The following is a 16,713-nucleotide window of genomic DNA, read 5'->3' on the forward strand; positions in this document are numbered from 1 at the left end:
CTGTCCGGCTTCCGGGCAGGGGCGCGAGGGGACGAAGGCTTCCATTACGCTCGGACGTATGGCCGACGCACCGTACAAGCTGATCCTCCTCCGCCACGGCGAGAGCGAATGGAACGCGAAGAACCTGTTCACCGGATGGGTGGACGTCAATCTCAACGAGAAGGGCGAGAAGGAGGCAGTCCGCGGCGGTGAGCTGCTGGAGGACGCCGGCCTGCTGCCCGACGTCGTGCACACCTCGCTCCAGAAGCGCGCGATCCGCACCGCCCAGCTCGCGCTGGAGGCCGCGGACCGCCACTGGATCCCCGTCCACCGCTCCTGGCGCCTGAACGAGCGGCACTACGGCGCGCTCCAGGGCAAGGACAAGGCCCAGACCCTCGCCGAGTTCGGTGAGGAGCAGTTCATGCTGTGGCGCCGTTCGTACGACACCCCGCCGCCGCCCCTCGCCGACGACAGCGAGTTCTCGCAGGCGAACGACCCGCGCTACGCGTCGATCCCGCCGGAGCTGCGCCCCCGCACGGAGTGCCTGAAGGACGTCGTCTTCCGCATGCTGCCGTACTGGTACGACGGCATCGTCCCCGACCTCCTCGCCGGCCGCACGGTCCTGGTCGCTGCCCACGGCAACTCGCTGCGCGCCCTCGTCAAGCACCTCGACGGCATCTCCGACGCCGACATCGCGGGCCTGAACATCCCGACCGGCATCCCGCTCGCCTACGAGCTCGACGCCGACTTCAAGCCGCTCAACCCCGGCGGCACGTACCTCGACCCGGAGGCGGCCGCGGCCGCGATCGAGGCGGTCAAGAACCAGGGCAAGAAGAAGTAGGGTTTGTGATCATGCCCCTGACCTGCGCATACGGCGCAGGTCAGGGGTGTTTTCATGGCCTGGGCCCACTGTGGGCCCTCAGTGACCCGGATCTTGCAGCCGGAGCGCGCGACCGATGGCGTTCCGGGCCCGGTCCTGGCTACTGGGCATGAGGTGCGCGTACACCTTCAGCGTCAGCCCCGGGTCGGAGTGTCCGAGGTACTCGCTGACCGCCTTGATGCTCTCGCCGGCGTCGAGGAGAACGGACGCGTAGAAGTGCCGGAGGGCATGCATGCCGTGCTCGCGAGCGGCTGCGTGCTCGCGGCTCTTCGCCTTCGGGATGACGTCCACCTTCGCGAGGGTGGGCTTCCAGTGGTCCTCGTTCAGCGACGTCCGCCAGACGTGTCCGCCCTTGGGCCCGCTGAAGATCAGACGCTTGGTCACGGGTTGGCCGCTCGCGCGCATCCACGGCAACGTGACCTCGACCGGCGGGAAGCGCTCCATGTGTTCCCTGAGCGCCTCCGCCACGGGATCGGGCAGAGGTACGTCCCGGAGCTTGCCGCCCTTCGGAGGCGCGAAAACGGCCTTGCTCAAACTCAGCTTGAGTTGCTGCACCACGTGCAGCGTGCCGTTGTCGAAGTCCAGCTCATCGACGCACAGTCCGAGGATCTCGCCCTGTCGCAGTCCGCATCCGGCAGTACGGACTGAGTACCCCCGCCCCGCGGCGGCGGAGGACGTACCCGCCCTTTTGTCTCTGCGAGCAGAGGCGGAAGGGTGGTTGCGCACCAAGGGCACAGACCAGTGGAGCGACCCAGAGACCGGGGAACGGGCCATCGCCAAATGGCGCGGGAGATAGATGACGGGCGTGCGTGAGTTGTGGTTGGCGAGCGTGACAAGGTGCTCGCGACCGGCAGCCGCGGATCCGTCGATCGGGACTTCTGGACGGACGATGACCGCCCTGAATCGGCGTTGTACCTGTACAAGTTGATCGTGTCGCGGGAAGCGTCCGGCCGACTGCTCGGCACACGGCTAATCGACTGGGTGTCCCGCCTCGCAGAGCTCGAAGGGCGAAGCTGGGTACGCATCGACACGTGGCGTACGAACACGGAGCTCCACGCCTACTACGAACGGTTGGGCTTCAAGCACATGCGCACCGAGGCGCCACCCCACAGACGCTCGGGGTGGCTTGCCCAACGACGGGCGGGTGAGCTGGCCTTGCCGCATGATCTCTTGTCCGTTGGCTCCATCGACGGTCGGCACGGCGATACGGATCCGCGCGTCGAAGTGCCCTCGCAGAGAGCTGAGACGCAGACCAACGGAGACTTGACCAGCGAAAAGGGAACGACGCCCTGACATCAACGGCTGACATCAACAGTCACGTACACCAGTGCACAACTACGTACCGATGAGGGCCCGTCATCGTGGACCGACCGCGTTGAATAGCTGGTCGAGGAAGCGGGCTTCCGAGGTAAAAGCGCCTACAAATCCGGTGATGACGCGACCGTGGCCTTCTGCCAGTGGTGGCCAGGAAAAACAGGCGGGCGGCCTGACATCAGCGGCCGACACCAACCGGCGTACACGTGCGCACAACGGCACACCGTTCGCACGATGAGTCCCGCGAGTGACCAGCTGGGTTCTCCAGGCGGAGAGTGGTGATTACGGGGGCACGCCCACAAATTCTTATCAGAAAGGCGGTTCGTCGGGCCATTGCGAGATGCTGACCTGAGTAGCGACATCGGCGAGCCCATCATCTTTGAGAGCACCCGCGTATTCTGACCGCTTGGGCCAAGGGATAGCTTCGAGCAGGGCGCGGTGCATCCCAAATCGGTTATGACGGGATCCCGCTGAGTTACTCCTTCAGGCTGTCGTCATCGTCCTCAATTGGCGTGTCGGGAAACACCGCATGGTCGCCCCGTTACCGTGCGGGGGTCGACCACAAAGGACTGCCCGGCGGCTGGCGGGTAAGGGCTCCCTCAGCCGCGTACCGGCGTAGCCCGATCGAGAGGATCTGGACCTTGAGCGATTTTTCCCGCCGCTACCTGCTCAGGGCGTCAGCGGCCGCCGGCGCCGGGGCGGTCGTCGTCCCGGGCCTTACGGCCGCAGGCGCGCCGGACATTGCGGCCGCGAGCACCTCGGGCCTTCTGGCCGCGAGCGACCCGACTAAAGGGTCGTCGGGATGTCCGCCGGCGAAGCTGACCGGTCGCGTCGTCCGCCCCGGTGACGCCTCGTACACGGATGATCGCATCGACTACGATCAGCTGTTCTCTCACTACCCGCTGGTCATCGTCTTCGCCCAGAAGACCCAGGACGTGGTGAACGCCCTCACCTGGGCGCGGCAGCACAACGTCGCACTGCGGGTACGCAGCGGCCGCCACGCCCTGGAGGGCTGGTCGAACATCGACAACGGCATCGTGATCGACGTCAGCCAGCTCAAGTCGGTCCACATCGACACCGACGCTCGTATCGCGACGGTCGGCGCCGGCCTGACCCAGTTGGAAGCGGTGACGACGCTCGCCAAGCAGGACCTCGCGGTCACGACCGGAAGCGAGGGCAGCGTCGGCTTGGTCGGTGCGACGGTCGGCGGCGGCCTTGGCCCCCTCAACCGCTGGCTCGGCATGGCCTGTGACAGCCTGATCGGGACCGAGGTCGTCGTCCCGTCGGGTCGCGACTGCGCCGAGGTGATCCATGCCGACCTGAAGGACCACTCAGACCTGCTCTGGGCGCTCCGTGGGGCGGGAAACGGCAACTTCGGAATCGTCACGCAACTCACCTACAAGGTGCACCCGCTCAAGCGCATCGCCTATGTGCAGGCGACCTGGGACGGCCTTACGGACCTGCATGGGATCTTCGATGCATGGCAGCGTACGGTACCGTTCGCCGACAACCGCCTCGGATCCGAAGTCGAGATCCACAAGTCCCAGATCCTGCTGTTCGGGTGGCTCGCGGAGGGGTCGGCGGCAGAGGCCAAAGAGATGCTGGCCCCGATCCTGTCGGTCGGCACGCCCGATGTGAAGGTGCAGGTCGGTAACTGGGGCGACATCTTTGCGGGATCCCAGGTCCCGCGCTCGCAGGAGCCCGCCAACGTGAAGTTCTTCTCACAGTTCGCCAAGAAGCTGTTCCCGAAGAAGGCGATCGACGTCATCGGCTACTACATGCGAAACGCTCCCACGGAGGACAGCAACTACTTCGTCGATGCCTTCGGCGGGGCGATCAAGAAGGAGCCCCGCGGCGGCACCGCGTTCGTGCACCGCGACGCGATTTTCTACGGCGAGATCGGCGCAGCCTGGGGGACTCCTTCAACGGAACCAGGCGTCTGCGACCCGCTCACCTCGACGTGCCAGGCCTGGACCGCCGAATTCAGCCAGGCGATGCGCAGCTTCGTGGACGGCGCCTACGTCAACGTGCCGAACGTCGGCATGCAGGAGTGGGAGACCGCCTACTGGGGGAGACGCCACTTCGAGCGGCTGCGCGAGATCAAGGCGAAGTACGACCCCTGCAACGTCTTCCAGTACGAGCAGAGCATCCCGCCCGCGTCACGCTGATCGACAGTTCGCCGTCGGGGCCCCGCCCCGGTCAGGCTCGGCCTTTCACGCAGAAGGGACCGACGCAGTCGAAGGGGTGTCGTTAGCCTCGATCTTGCATGAGGGATCGTCAGCTTGCTGACGATCCCTTTGCTCGTTCAGAGTGAAGATTTCTGCTTGCGGGCAGGGCTGATGGTCCGGCTGTCGTGCCGGGTGGGCGCCGGGTTCCACGGCTCCGGTTGTGATGGTGCTGGTAGCAGGTATGGGATGCTGCTGGTCAGCCAGGGTTGGGCAGAGCTTCGAGCCGGTCGAGGGCGATCTGGATGATCTCCAGCCAGATCTGGCTCTGGGGCGTGTCGTGCAGGGCAGGTTGCGCAGGCCGGTGGAACGGGCGGCGCGGATGCGGTCCTCGGCGCGGACGCGCGGTGCTGACATCAGCAGCTGACATCAACAAGCACGGACAGCGGTGCATAGTCACGGACGGTTACCTGAAGCAAGGTGCGACGTTGGCCCGCGCGAACCGCGAAGACTTGTTCCGGCGTCCACGGGATTACGCGCTTGGTGTCGACGGTCGGCGGCCGGACCGAGCGAGCAGCGCACGGGTTGCGGGGGAGGTGCCCGTCATCCACGGCCGCGCTCAGGGCGGCGCGCACGTTGGAGTAGACCGTCCGGGCGTACGAGCCCCGGATGCCGTTCTCCTGAAGTTGCCGCACCCAGTCCCGGATGTGGGCAGGCTGGAAGGAACCGAGCGGGCGCGAACCCAGGTACGGGAAGGCGTGCAGTCGAAGCTGCGACTCCATCGAGGCCTGAGTGTTCGGGTCAGCCCCCTGGGTCGCAACCCAGCTTTCGGCGTACTGCTGGAAGGTGATCCGGGCCGCGCGAGGGTCGATGTACTGCCCGCGAGCCATGTCCGCCTCGATGTGGGCGAGCCACTGATCAGCGAGCCGCTTCTGTCGGTCGGGGAAGCTCTTGGACTTCTCCGTACCGTCCGGGCCCACGTACCGAGCTCGGTAGCGGAGCCCGGAGCCGTAACGGTCGCTCTTGACTTTGCGGACCTTGCCGCCCGGGCCAGTCTCAGCCCTGTACCAGCGATCTTGGATGTGTCCGGCCATCAGGCAGCGGCCCCTTCTATCAGGGACTCGACCCAGGCCCGGACGTCGTCGGGGTCGTAGCGCGGGTGCCGGCCGACCCGGAAACCGCGGGGACCGGTGCGCTTGCGGCGCCATTGGTGGACCGTCTCGATCGGCACGCCCAGGAGTGCGGCGACGTCCGAAGGAGTCAGGTACCGCGCGGGCAGGGTGCGCGGTGTATCGGCGACCTGTGCCACGGTGAGGCGGCGCTCAGCCACGGGTGGGCTCTCCTTCAGTTCCGGGGGCGGGTTCGAGGGATGCGGCGAGCCAGGCTTCGGCGGAGGAGAGGCCAGTTCCTGAGAAGACCCGGTGTGAGAGGACGAGGGTCGTCGTGTCGGTCTCGCCCTCGATGGCTGCTGCGGCTTGGATGCGGCGCCATTCGGCGCGGGCGTCTCGGAGGGCGCCGAGGGTGGTGGAGTAGCGGCGGGATTTGGTGGAGAAGTGGCCGCGGAAGCCGAGCATGTGGGCCCAGGCTCGAAGTCGGAGGTCTTCCAGGTCTTTGCGTGCGCCGAGGGTCCAGGCAGTGCGGATCATCCGGCGGGCGTGATCGGTGATGTCGAGCTGGGCGAGTTCGGCGAGGAACTTGAACGGGTGGTCGAGAGCTCCCGTGGCGGTCTCGGCGCCCTTGGTGGCGTACTTGGCGATGTACGAGGCAACGGCCCGTTCGGTGAGTTCTTGGCCACCGTCGAAGTCGGCACTGCGGATGGTGCGGACGTCGAGCTGACGACCGAAGGTGAAGGAGTGGGCGCGTCCGTCGACGGCCGGGCCGTCCACGCGGACGTGGGCAGCGGCGGCACCGATGGCGTCGGTGAGAAGCTCGGCGGTGGCTCCATCTCCCTGGGATCACACGAGGCGGCGAGCCCCCGCCTGGCGCTGCGATGGCTCCGCGAGCGCACGAGGAACGTCACGGACCAACTCGACATGGCATACGCCCAGCCGGGCCGCTACTGGCTGCGGGACGAGACCGAACACGAGCGAGCCCTCGCCTACCTGACAGCAGGCACGGCCCACCAACTCACCCTGCACGACGAGAACACGCGCTACATCCTCGTGGCGTACCCGCCGGGAGCGACCTCGTGAACGGATACACCCGCGGCTTCTGGTGCGAATGCTGGGCCCAAGACCTCACCAAGACAGAACAGCCGACCCTCCGCGGCTCCTTCGACGCCCACTCGGCCGGACAGGCAGACCGCTGGATAGCGATCGCACTGCGCACCATCACACCAGCACTGGATCCCAGAGCCTCCGACGAAGCCTGGGAGTGGCTGTACGAGGGCCGTATCGAGACGAGAAGAGCTCTCCTGTGCTCGGAGCCCTGCACGGTCACGATCAACCAGGGCGGCACACGCATCACTTGGGCGGCCCGACCCGTGCTCTTCCTACCTCTGGCGCACCGGCGAAGTCTTGAACTTCCGTCCTGCGCATACGACTTCAAGCCCTACACCAAGTACTGAGTTACAACTTTCTCTACTGGTTCAAGGCGGCCCGCCTACGGCGGCCCGCGCGCGCTGGCGGCCATGGGCCGCCGCCGCTCCATGTCTCCGCCAGCGCTCCGGCGGCCCCCACCCGCTCAGCGCGCAGCACCACCAAGGCGCACAGCCAGACCAGGAAGCAACCCGACCGCTCCGAGCACCAGGACCGGGCCGACACCCACCAAGCGCGACCACGCCACCCAACCGTCCACCGCTTCAAGGCCGCATGGCCCTCAGCGCCGCAGTCCGAGCCCAGTTGGCATGGCGCGTCGGCAACGTACAGGCCGGGTCGAGGTGCGGTCCGCGACGCATGGAAGAAGCGTGGCTGAGGCCGGCGCGGGGTTACTGGAAACACGTGACGGGTGCTCGTTCGGCGCACCCGCAGTCGTGGCTGACTTTCGGTGGCTCAGGTCAGAACCCTCTCCAACTCGACCCCACGTCGCCACTCGATCCGCTGGCTTCACTCGCGGACGGCATCGCCAAGGCCTCGGCCTGGACCGTGGACCAGCTCTCCACCGCAGTGAGCGCGACACGCCGTCAGCCGCTCATCAGGGCCGACGAAGGCTTGTCACACGGGGCAGTAGGGCACCCCAACGAGGCAGAACCCCTGGCCGCGAGGGCCAAGAGTGACGTTTTGTAAGGTTATGCCCCTTTAGTTCTTGTTATCCATTTCTGATACGCATAGCGTTGGGCCAAACACCTCCGGAACGTGCGATGTCGGGCCGCGGCGGGGCATGTGCGATGCGAACCTGAATCACCGTCAGCAATGGTCCGTGCCGCCTCTCCCCCTTGGTGGGCTTCCCGCCCCTCTCGGCCGTGCCCTCTCGGGCCCGGCCGCTCGGCAATGCACCGCAGGAGGTGGGACCCCGGGCTTTCTCGGTCTATTCGAGGAACCTGACAGACAAGAGGAAGAAGACATGCGACGCATCGCGCTCGGACTCATCTCGGCTGCATGCGGCACCGTTCTGGTCGCCACACCGGCACTCGCCGACAGCCCGCACTTCCTGTTCGCAACCAACGACGTGAACCAAACCAGCGGGGCTCTCACGACCTCGTTCAAGGAGGTCGGCCTGGGAACCGGCGCTTCCAGCATCAACATCACGCTCACGGCGGACGCGACCGCTCTCTACCAGTGCTACAACAATGGCGGCAACCACCCCAAGGCAAGAAACAAGGAGACTGTGACGGCCGCGCTGATCGGCTCCGGCACCTTCCGCGTGCGCAACGGGCAGACCACCGGGAGCCTGACCGTGGGCCCGCCCGGACCGGGTGACTTCAGCTGCCCATCGGGACAGACCCTGTTCCTGGAGAAGGTGACCTACTCCAACACCTTCGTCTTCGATCAGGGCGGCACCATGAAGCACGCCACGCCCGACCCGATCGGGACCGGTACGATCCACGTCCCGGTCTGACCTGCTGCGACACCAGCCCTTCGTCCAGCACCACGCGCAGGGGCAGGAGCACCCGTGCCGCCGAAGCCGCATCCGCCACTCAGTCGCGGCGGGAACATAGCGGTCTGGTGATCACACTCACCAGCGGTCGCCACGGAGAATGACGGCAACCCTGATGGCAAAGACGGCTGACACAGACCGGTGATCACCACCGTCAGCCATCAACCCGGAAGAGGGCGCACTCGCTGCCCAACACCCTGCCCGATCCTACGGATCAGAGGGTTGCACCAGCGGAGACGGTCTGGCCTCGTGCCAGGCCGTCTCAGTTTCCGTCTCATCCAGCTACGTTCACCGCCGTTCAGGCAGGTTCATCAGCAGAGACCGTCCCGGCAGTCAATCCGTCCCTTGGGGGCTTCCTAGCGGCCGGTATGGCTGTCGCTGACGGATCCGGCTAGAGCTACGGATCGGAAGGTGCACGACGAAGATGGCCGTGTGCCACAGCCGTGCCAGATACAGGGGTCAGCCACGGTCAACCAGGGTGGATCCAGGTCGCATCCGGGCCCGCTATCTCGCCCAAAGAAGCCGCAGGTCACCCCCAAGACGCCTCAGCCTCTCTCCTAAAGCGGGTGTACGGGAGTGTGTGAGAGACGTCCCGGCATGTGGAGGAGCCATGTCACCATTGGGCGATGCTGACCGAGGAGGACGCGCGCCGACTGGTGCTTGCCAAGATCGACGACGAACGGGGCTGCGTCGAGTACGACCTTCAGATCCTGCGGGTGGAGGCCTTGTCGTTCGGGTGGATCTTCTACTGGGGCGCGGCCTGGGACGGTCAGAGCGGACAGCGCCCTCGGTTGGGAGGCAACGGTCCATTCCTGGTGGATCGTGAAAACGAGCGGTTGATCCGTACAGCTACCAGCGTCCCCGTGGCCCGTCAGATCGCCGACTACGAACGCCGACTACGACGCGAAGCTCACGCCCGGAATCTGGCAGCGAAGCAAGCTGTACAGCAGCGCGGTACCGCAACCCCAGCGACTGCCACCGCCCGTTGGCGCCCCTCAGAGTCCTCGGAGCGACCGGAATGACCGTCGTTGACTGAACTGGCTAGAGCTACGGATCAGAAGGTTGCAGGTTCGAATCCTGCCGAGTGCACACAGGTTAAGGACCCTGGGAGATCGTCCCAGGGCCCTTTTCGTTGTACTCCGTGCTGAAGATCAGCACCTGAGCGTCCTGCCAGAGGGCGCGTGTTCAGTTCTCGCGGATCCGGTGGGCCTTGGCCACGAGTCCCCGTGGCAGTCCCGGTCCCGAGCATGCGTAGTCGATCAGCAGCTTCCGGTAGGAGATGTTCGCGAGCTCCGGCGCCAGGACGATCAGGGCCCGCAGGTCGTCGGACGAGCCGGACAGGCGTGTGCGGTAGGCGGCACCCGCCGCGCGCAAGGAGACTTCGTGCGGTGCGTATGCCAGGCCCCGTTCGACGAGGCCCACGGCCGTGGCGAAGTCGCCCTGTTCGGCACGCACGTCGGCAAGGTCCAGGTAGAGGGACCAGTTGGCAGGGTCCAGGCGTAGGGCGTCTTCGAAGGCTGCCGCAGCCTGGTCCAGGTCGCCCATCACGCGCCAGGTGGCCGCTCGTGCGACCGCGGTCCACATGACCCGATCAGTGGCATCGGCGCGGTCGCACAGGGCGAAGGACAGCTCGTAGCGGCCGCAGGCCCGGGGTAGCCGGGCCATGGCGGCCAGCGACTCCGGCGCGGGACTCCGTTCGGACACCACGTCGATGGCATGAAACCAGGGCGCGAATGGCTCACGCATCTCGTCGGTGTCCAGGTCGTGGCCGTAGTCCAACGTCCGCAGACACGCCTCGGCCAGCGCCTCGGAGCTCACCGCGCCGAGAAAGCGCGCATCGCCGAACCATGGGGCAGCGCCCCACGCCACGTCGGGCCGTACCCCCGTGACCGAACCCAGGGCCATCACCGCGTCGTCCATGTTTCCTTCGAGGAATAGGAAGTACGCCTGCGCCAACACAGCGCTCAAGGAGCCGTCCCCTTCGAGGCCCTCCTCCAGTTCCGCGCGCCGGTCTCGCCACAACTCGGCGAGGGCCGTATAGGGCTCCGGGTCCGCCGGTGCTGAGGCTATCGCCCCCACTAGAAACTCCACGGCGCTGACCGGGCTTCCGCCGCAGTGCGCCATCACACGAGCGAGACCGACTCCCGCTGCCACTGACTGGTTCGACATCGCCAGAGAATATCCACGGCCAAAGGTGCTGTGGGCCCTTCCGCTTGCCCGGCGGCACAGCCATCGGTGATCCGTGAATGACGGCAACCCTGACGGCAACGACGGCACACAGAGGCCGATGATCACCACGGTTGGCAGTCAATCCAGGGGAGGGGTGACCACCCTCCCAACAAGCTGCCCGATCCTACGGATCAGAAGGTACCCGTGCCCTTGTCGTGCCCGATCGACCGGTAACTGACGGGGAACCACGGTGCTTGACGGACAGCGCGCACGAGAACGGCCCCCGACCGATTCAACTGGTCAGGGGCCGTTCACCTGCGGTGGGTGTGGGATTTGAACCCACGGTGACATCGCTGCCACGACGGTCTTCAAGCTTGTGGCCAGCCTGACCGCTCAGGAGCAGCCGCAGGACAAGGCGTAGGCGACGAATACAGCTGCCACGGCAAACGTGCTCCCGCTACACCAGCCAACCGGCAACGCCGCCCTCGCCTGGCGGGAGAAGCAGCTCCCAGAGCCGCCATAGCCGAAGGAGGCCAGCACGGCACCGCCTACACCCCCGGTGACGAGCGGGCCGCGCCCCATCCCCAGACAAACGCCAGGCGAGATCACCGCGCACCGGGGACGGGAACTCGGGTCTGTGGTAACGGAGTCGTGGTCCGAACGGTGCCCTGGGCACACGGTCGCCGAGGGGCCTCCTGCTCCCGGCACCGCTCCGGGGTCAGTCCTCGCCGCTGCCGTACGGCCTGGTCAGAATCTCCAGGTTGTGTCCGTTGGGGTCGTCGAAGTACGCCCCGCGGCCGCCATCGTTGTGGTTGATCTCGCCGGGGTGGTGGTGATGCGGGTCCGCCCAGTAGGTCAGGCCCGCCTCGCGGATACGGGCGAAGATCGCGTCGAAGTCGTCCTCGGAGACGAGGAACGCATAGTGCTGTGGGCTGATCGACTCGGCCGTGTCCATGTAGTCCAGCGTCACGCCGTTCGGCATCTGCACCGGGACGAACGGACCGTACTCCGGTGCCACCTCCAAACCCAGCAGATCCGCGAGGAACCGTGCGGACGCCATCTTGTCGTGCGCGGCGACGATCGTGTGGTTGAGTTCGACTGCCATCGGTCGGCTTCCTTCCCCCTGGGTGCCAGAACCACTTTCCACGCTAGCAACCGCCCGGGCCGGCGCCATCCGTCTCTGGTCCCGTCCAGCTCCGACCTGCGACCGAGACCGAGAACCAGGGGAACGAGGACCCTTCCTGGACCCCTATGGACCGGGGTCATCACCGATGAGCTCGTTGTCTTCCACCCACAAGGGCACACCCCGCTCCTGAAGCGCATGCAGCGGAGCCAAGAGACCTTCGACGTGACTCGCCCCGGTCGTCCGGATGGCTTCCCGTACCCATTCCACTCTCAGCCCGGCGGTCTCATCTTCTGGGGCTACGACTACTGCGGGGACGAGCACTTCTTCCTCCCTGGAGCTGCACGGCAGAGCGTGATCAATGCGTTTCAGGAACTCGGAGTCGACGGCGAGGGCATAGAACGGTTCGGCATGGTCGCCCTGGACGTCCCGCCCGCCGCTGATGTCGCCAAGGTGCAAAGGCTGCTCAACCACGGTGTATCCGAGGAGTGGTGGGACATGGAAGAGGGGTGCATCACCGCGCATTGACCGGCCGCTTCCGCCGGCTGACGCCGTTCAGGTGGGCCACGGCTGGGCCGTCCCTGGGCCGTCCGAGGCCGATCGGCGGCGGCCAACGACGACCAATGACGACCTCTGTGAAGGGGCGGACTAGGGCCCTGACCAGCGAAGCCCCAGCTCACCAAGATCCCCGGCAAGACCCAGGGCAAGAAGAAGTAACGCGAGCTGATAAAGCCCCCTGCCCGCGGTTTCCTCCGTGGGCAGGGGGCTTGGTCGTGTACCCGTGTACCGGGGGTCCTGGCGGGTCCTCAGGCCTGGCGACCGCATGCAGAAGGGGCCCCGTCGTGGTGACGGGGCCCCTCTGGGTGGGGCTACGTGATCAGCCGCACTGGCACGGGTTGCCCGACTGGCAGCCGCAGCCGCAGCCGGAGCCGCAGCCGCAGGCGCCGAACAGCGGGAGGCTTTTGATGTCGGCGGGCTGGTCGGTGTCGCGGTCCAGGGTCGGGTCGGGCGTGGCGGGAGAATCGGCCATGGTGTCCTCCTCAATGAGGCCTCAATGAGGCATCGAGGCCAGGGGCCTACGCCTATACACCTAGGCGAGGCACGGGTGCCTACCCCCATTGCATGCCCGCTCCACTGGGCGCATCAACGGCGCACTGAGGCTCGCCCGCGCCCCCGGAGTGAGACGGAGGCCCCCGCGGACCTCAGACGCCCTCCGCCCCCGTGACCGGCTGAATGTCGGGCTGGAGCTCGTCCGCGTGCTCACCCGTCACCAGGTACACCACACGCTTGGCCACCGACACCGCGTGGTCGGCGAAGCGCTCGTAGTAACGGCCCAGCAGGGTGACGTCGACGGCGGTCTCGATGCCGTGCTTCCAGCGGTCGTCCAGCAGGTGCTGGAAGAGCGTGCGGTGCAGCAGGTCCATCTCGTCGTCGTCCTGCTCCAGCTGGAGCGCCAGGTCGACGTCCTTCGTGATGATCACCTCGGCCGCCTTCGCCATCAGGCGCTGCGCGAGCTGGCCCATCTCCAGGATCGTGGCGTGCAGGTCGTGCGGGATCGCCCGCTCGGGGAAGCGCAGCCGGGCCAGCTTCGCCACGTGCTGGGCCAGGTCGCCGGAGCGCTCCAGGTCGGCGGACATGCGGAGCGAGGTGACGACGATACGCAGGTCCGTCGCCACCGGCTGCTGGCGGGCCAGCAGGGCTATCGCGCGGGCTTCGAGCTCGTGCTGGAGATCGTCGACCTTCTGGTCGGCCGCGATCACGCTCTCGGCCAGCTTCAGATCGGCGTCGAGGATGGCCGTGGTGGCGCGCCCGATCGCCGACCCGACGAGCCGGGCCATCTCGACCAGGCCGTCGCCGATCGAGTCAAGTTCCTCGTGGTACGCGTCACGCATCTGCTTTGTCCCTCTCTTACGTCACCTTGGGGCCCGGGCTGCCCGCCGGACGGACCGCCGGACGGGCCCCGTGAACCCCACGCTCCCACGTTCCGGCCCGTACGCGTCCGTTTCAGTCACCCCAAATGAACCATCCCTGGCTCCTGGGTGAACTCTGGGCGACGAGTGTTCGAGGTCGCACTCCGATGGCTGTGGCCTGGCGTGACGACATGCCTAACCTGGGGGCATGGACGTGAACGCGGCGGTCGCCGCAGCGGCAGCGATCGCCGGAGTGCTCACCGGTGTCATCGCCATGCTGGCGTTCCGCTGGAGCGAGCGCGACCAGAAACGCCCCACCCGCACATCCCTGCACACGGACCCGGTGCTTCCGCCGGGCGTCGACACGGTGCTCTCCGTGCTCCGGTCCTCGGCCGTCGTCCTCGACGAGGCCGACGCCGTCGTCAAGGCCAGCTCCGCCGCGTATGCCCTCGGGCTGGTGCGCGGCGGCAAGCTCGCCGTCGAGCCGATGATGCAGATGGCCCGCGACACCCGTCGCGACGGGGAAATACGCCAGGTCGAGCTGGATCTGCCGAGGCGGGGAACCGGACGGGGGGAGGCCCTGGCCGTCTCCGCGCGGGTCGCCCCGCTGGGCTCCCGGCTCGTGCTGCTCCTCGTCGAGGACCTCACCGAGGCCCGGCGGATCGAAGCGGTACGGCGCGACTTCGTCGCGAACGTCAGCCACGAGCTCAAGACGCCCGTCGGCGCGCTCTCCCTCCTCTCCGAGGCCGTCATGGACGCCTCGGACGATCCGGAGGCTGTCGAGCGCTTCGCCGGACGTATGCAGATAGAGGCCACCCGGCTCACCAACCTCGTCCAGGAGCTCATCGACCTGTCGAGGGTGCAGAACGACGATCCCCTCGAGGACGCCGAGCCGGTCCGCGTGGACGAGCTGGTCGCCGAGGCCATCGACCGGTGCCGCCACCAGGCCGGCACCAAGCAGATCACCATGGCCGCCGGCGGCACCGCCGACCTGAGCATCTGGGGGAACCGGGGCCAGCTGGCCGCGGCCCTCGGCAACCTCGTCGAGAACGCCGTCAACTACTCGCCCGCCCGCACCCGGGTGGGCATAGCCGCGCGCCGGGTGACCGCGCCCGGCGGGGACCTCATCGAGATCGCCGTGACCGACCAGGGCATCGGCATCTCGGAGAAGGACCGGGAGCGCGTCTTCGAGCGCTTCTACCGCGTCGACCCGGCCCGTTCCCGCCAGACCGGCGGTACGGGTCTCGGTCTCGCGATCGTCAAACACGTGGCCGCCTCGCACGGCGGGGAGGTCACGGTGTGGAGCTCCGAGGGTCAGGGCTCCACGTTCACCCTGCGGCTGCCGGAGGCGGCCGCGGCCCGCGACCGCGGGATCGACCACGACATGCCCGGACTCGACGATGAGGACGAGAACGGGCAGCCCGACGGGACGACCACCGTCACATCCCCGTATGAACCGCTTCCCGCTCCGGAGGTCCTTCCGTGACCCGTGTGCTCGTCGTCGAGGACGAGGAGTCCTTCTCCGACGCCCTGTCGTACATGCTCCGCAAGGAGGGCTTCGAGGTCGCCATCGCGACCACCGGGCCCGACGGACTCGACGAGTTCGAGCGCAACGGCGCCGACCTCGTCCTCCTCGACCTGATGCTGCCGGGGCTGCCCGGTACGGAGGTCTGCCGCCAGCTGCGCGGCCGCTCCAACGTCCCGGTGATCATGGTCACCGCCAAGGACAGCGAGATCGACAAGGTCGTCGGGCTGGAAATAGGAGCCGACGACTACGTCACCAAGCCCTTCTCCTCCCGCGAACTGGTCGCCCGCATCCGGGCCGTCCTGCGCCGCCGCGGGGAGCCGGAGGAGGTCACCCCGGCCGCTCTCGAGGCGGGTCCCGTCCGGATGGACGTCGACCGCCACGTGGTGACCGTCTCCGGCTCCAAGGTCGACCTGCCTCTGAAGGAGTTCGACCTCCTGGAGATGCTGCTCAGGAACGCGGGCCGCGTGCTGACCCGTATGCAGCTCATCGACCGGGTGTGGGGGGCCGACTACGTGGGCGACACCAAGACGCTGGACGTCCATGTGAAGCGTCTGCGCGCCAAGATCGAGCCGGACCCGGGCGCGCCGCGGTACCTGGTCACGGTGCGTGGCCTCGGCTACAAGTTCGAGCCGTAAACCGGCTCCGTCAGACGGCGGCACGTACGACGCGACCACACGTACGGCAAAGGGCGGCACCCTTCGGGGTACCGCCCTTCGTGCGTGCTGGATCAGTGGCCGGCCGACGTCGAGGCCGTCGCGGTGGCGGTGCCCGTCGCCGTGGCGCTCGCCGAGGCCGCGTCGGTGGGCGTGCCCGAGACGGAGTCGGACGGCGAGGTCGAGGCCTTCGGCGACTTCGAGCTCTTCGGCGACTTCGAGGAGGTCGCGGAGCCGGTGGCGGTCGCGCCGGGCGCCGCGGGGATGGTGGTGGGGCCCCACTTGGTGAAGTAGCTCTCGGCCGGGACGACGAACGCGCGCAGCTTCACGTCACCGGTCTTGCTGAAGGTGAAGGTGATCGGCTGGGCGTTGCCGTCCTTGACGGCCGCACCGGGGTTGCTCAGGGCCGCGGAGGCGTTGCCCTCGCCGCCCAGGATGACGTGGCCGCCGGCGGGGATGGTCAGCTTGCCGCCGCCCTTGGCGGGCGTGATCTGGGCGACGCCGTCGCCGCCGATCTTGACCGAGTCGAGGGTCTGCGGGGTGCGGCCGTTGTTGAAGACGGTCGCGGAGACCACCGCCGGGCCCGTGGACGTCGCGTCGGGCTGGGTGATGACGAGGGCGTTCTGGATCTTGATGTCGCCGACGCTGGTCGCCGCGTTGTCCGGCTTGACCTCCAGCGTCTGTGCGTTGTTGCCGGCGCCGCACGCGGCGAGCGAGGCGATCGAGAACGCAATGGCGGCGGCGGCGAGAGCGCCGCGTCGAAGGCTGCTGCTCACGGCGGCGGCAACTCCTTGAACGTGGGCGAAGCAGAGCGGCTCCGGTGTAAAGCCGCCCTAAGGGTCTGTCAGCGGCCTTAGGTTACCGAGCCGTTCCCATGCCGCTGCACCCGACCCGCCCCTTGGCCCCCGCGAGCCCCGTTGCGCCGCTCGTGCGCCCTGGTCCTCGGGTGGTTCCGGT

The 16,713-nt window shown here is 67.5% G+C and carries 15 protein-coding genes and 4 pseudogenes; 10 read left to right on the top strand and 9 right to left on the bottom strand.

The annotated features are described in order from the left end of the window. The first annotated feature begins 58 nt into the window (after positions 1-58). Positions 59-820, top strand: coding sequence for a phosphoglyceromutase (locus SMIR_RS20290; RefSeq protein ID WP_168492988.1), 762 nt, complete (start codon positions 59-61; stop codon positions 818-820). Between the two features lie 78 nt (positions 821-898). Here the strand turns inward: SMIR_RS20290 and SMIR_RS20295 are convergent. Continuing rightward, positions 899-1,495, bottom strand: a pseudogene (locus SMIR_RS20295) (site-specific integrase); the annotation flags it as partial. 201 nt (positions 1,496-1,696) lie between these two features. On the opposite strand from SMIR_RS20295, the gene SMIR_RS20300 reads away from it, so the two are divergent. Together SMIR_RS20300 and SMIR_RS20305 are read left to right on the top strand one after the other, a co-directional pair. Next, entirely contained in the window at positions 1,697-2,152 is a 456-nt protein-coding gene (locus SMIR_RS20300; RefSeq protein WP_248002987.1) for a GNAT family N-acetyltransferase, read from the top strand. 533 nt (positions 2,153-2,685) lie between these two features. Next, complete coding sequence (locus tag SMIR_RS20305; protein ID WP_249938445.1) at positions 2,686-4,341, top strand: FAD-binding oxidoreductase; 1,656 nt, start codon at positions 2,686-2,688, stop codon at positions 4,339-4,341. Positions 4,342-4,832: 491 nt separating this feature from the next. On the opposite strand, the pseudogene SMIR_RS20310 reads toward SMIR_RS20305, so the two are convergent. The 3 genes and pseudogenes from SMIR_RS20310 to SMIR_RS20320 all read right to left on the bottom strand — a co-directional run. Further along, positions 4,833-5,432: pseudogene (locus tag SMIR_RS20310) on the bottom strand (phage integrase central domain-containing protein); the annotation flags it as partial. Next, complete coding sequence (locus SMIR_RS20315) at positions 5,432-5,668, bottom strand: helix-turn-helix transcriptional regulator (RefSeq protein ID WP_168492984.1); 237 nt, start codon at positions 5,666-5,668, stop codon at positions 5,432-5,434. The pseudogene SMIR_RS20310 and the gene SMIR_RS20315, both read right to left, overlap by 1 nt. After that, positions 5,661-6,321: pseudogene (locus tag SMIR_RS20320) on the bottom strand (replication initiator); the annotation flags it as partial. The gene SMIR_RS20315 and the pseudogene SMIR_RS20320, both read right to left, overlap by 8 nt. A gap of 50 nt (positions 6,322-6,371) precedes the next feature. On the opposite strand from SMIR_RS20320, the gene SMIR_RS44940 reads away from it, so the two are divergent. The 4 genes from SMIR_RS44940 (at position 6,372) to SMIR_RS20340 (ending at position 9,395) form a co-directional block, all read left to right on the top strand. Beyond that, entirely contained in the window at positions 6,372-6,530 is a 159-nt protein-coding gene (locus SMIR_RS44940) for a hypothetical protein (RefSeq protein WP_168492982.1), read from the top strand. Beyond that, positions 6,527-6,904 (top strand): hypothetical protein, encoded by a 378-nt coding sequence (locus tag SMIR_RS20330; protein ID WP_212727207.1) that lies wholly within the window; start codon positions 6,527-6,529, stop codon positions 6,902-6,904. Before SMIR_RS44940 ends, SMIR_RS20330 begins: the two co-directional genes overlap by 4 nt. Before the next feature lie 935 nt (positions 6,905-7,839). Next, the gene (locus tag SMIR_RS20335; RefSeq protein ID WP_168492978.1) at positions 7,840-8,334 is read left to right on the top strand and encodes a hypothetical protein; all 495 of its coding nucleotides are present in this window, start codon (positions 7,840-7,842) and stop codon (positions 8,332-8,334) included. Positions 8,335-8,999: 665 nt separating this feature from the next. Then, on the top strand, positions 9,000-9,395 hold the full coding sequence (locus SMIR_RS20340) for a hypothetical protein (protein ID WP_168492976.1): 396 nt from the start codon (positions 9,000-9,002) through the stop codon (positions 9,393-9,395). A gap of 163 nt (positions 9,396-9,558) precedes the next feature. Here SMIR_RS20340 and SMIR_RS20345 read toward each other — a convergent pair whose 3' ends face one another. Both SMIR_RS20345 and SMIR_RS20350 read right to left on the bottom strand, forming a co-directional pair. After that, positions 9,559-10,542 carry a tetratricopeptide repeat protein gene (locus tag SMIR_RS20345; protein ID WP_212727208.1) on the bottom strand — a complete coding sequence of 328 codons (984 nt, stop codon included), beginning with the start codon at positions 10,540-10,542 and terminating at the stop codon, positions 9,559-9,561. Positions 10,543-11,260: 718 nt separating this feature from the next. Then, entirely contained in the window at positions 11,261-11,647 is a 387-nt protein-coding gene (locus SMIR_RS20350; protein WP_168492972.1) for a VOC family protein, read from the bottom strand. 357 nt (positions 11,648-12,004) lie between these two features. On the opposite strand from SMIR_RS20350, the pseudogene SMIR_RS44610 reads away from it, so the two are divergent. Then, positions 12,005-12,193, top strand: a pseudogene (locus SMIR_RS44610) (DUF4265 domain-containing protein); the annotation flags it as partial. 349 nt (positions 12,194-12,542) lie between these two features. On the opposite strand, the gene SMIR_RS20360 reads toward SMIR_RS44610, so the two are convergent. After that, positions 12,543-12,695, bottom strand: coding sequence for a hypothetical protein (locus SMIR_RS20360; RefSeq protein WP_167552125.1), 153 nt, complete (start codon positions 12,693-12,695; stop codon positions 12,543-12,545). Positions 12,696-12,867: 172 nt separating this feature from the next. Continuing rightward, positions 12,868-13,557, bottom strand: coding sequence for a phosphate signaling complex protein PhoU (gene phoU, locus SMIR_RS20365; RefSeq protein ID WP_067371613.1), 690 nt, complete (start codon positions 13,555-13,557; stop codon positions 12,868-12,870). A gap of 226 nt (positions 13,558-13,783) precedes the next feature. On the opposite strand from phoU, the gene phoR reads away from it, so the two are divergent. Continuing rightward, complete coding sequence (gene phoR, locus SMIR_RS20370) at positions 13,784-15,061, top strand: two-component system sensor histidine kinase PhoR (protein ID WP_054232435.1); 1,278 nt, start codon at positions 13,784-13,786, stop codon at positions 15,059-15,061. 5 nt (positions 15,062-15,066) lie between these two features. Continuing rightward, positions 15,067-15,738 (top strand): two-component system response regulator PhoP, encoded by a 672-nt coding sequence (phoP, locus tag SMIR_RS20375; protein WP_010985401.1) that lies wholly within the window; start codon positions 15,067-15,069, stop codon positions 15,736-15,738. Positions 15,739-15,830: 92 nt separating this feature from the next. Here the strand turns inward: phoP and SMIR_RS20380 are convergent, their stop codons facing one another. After that, positions 15,831-16,532 carry a copper chaperone PCu(A)C domain-containing protein gene (locus SMIR_RS20380; RefSeq protein WP_168492970.1) on the bottom strand — a complete coding sequence of 234 codons (702 nt, stop codon included), beginning with the start codon at positions 16,530-16,532 and terminating at the stop codon, positions 15,831-15,833. Between the last annotated feature and the right edge of the window lie 181 nt (positions 16,533-16,713).

The organism is Streptomyces mirabilis (assembly GCF_018310535.1).
Taxonomy (GTDB): domain Bacteria; phylum Actinomycetota; class Actinomycetes; order Streptomycetales; family Streptomycetaceae; genus Streptomyces.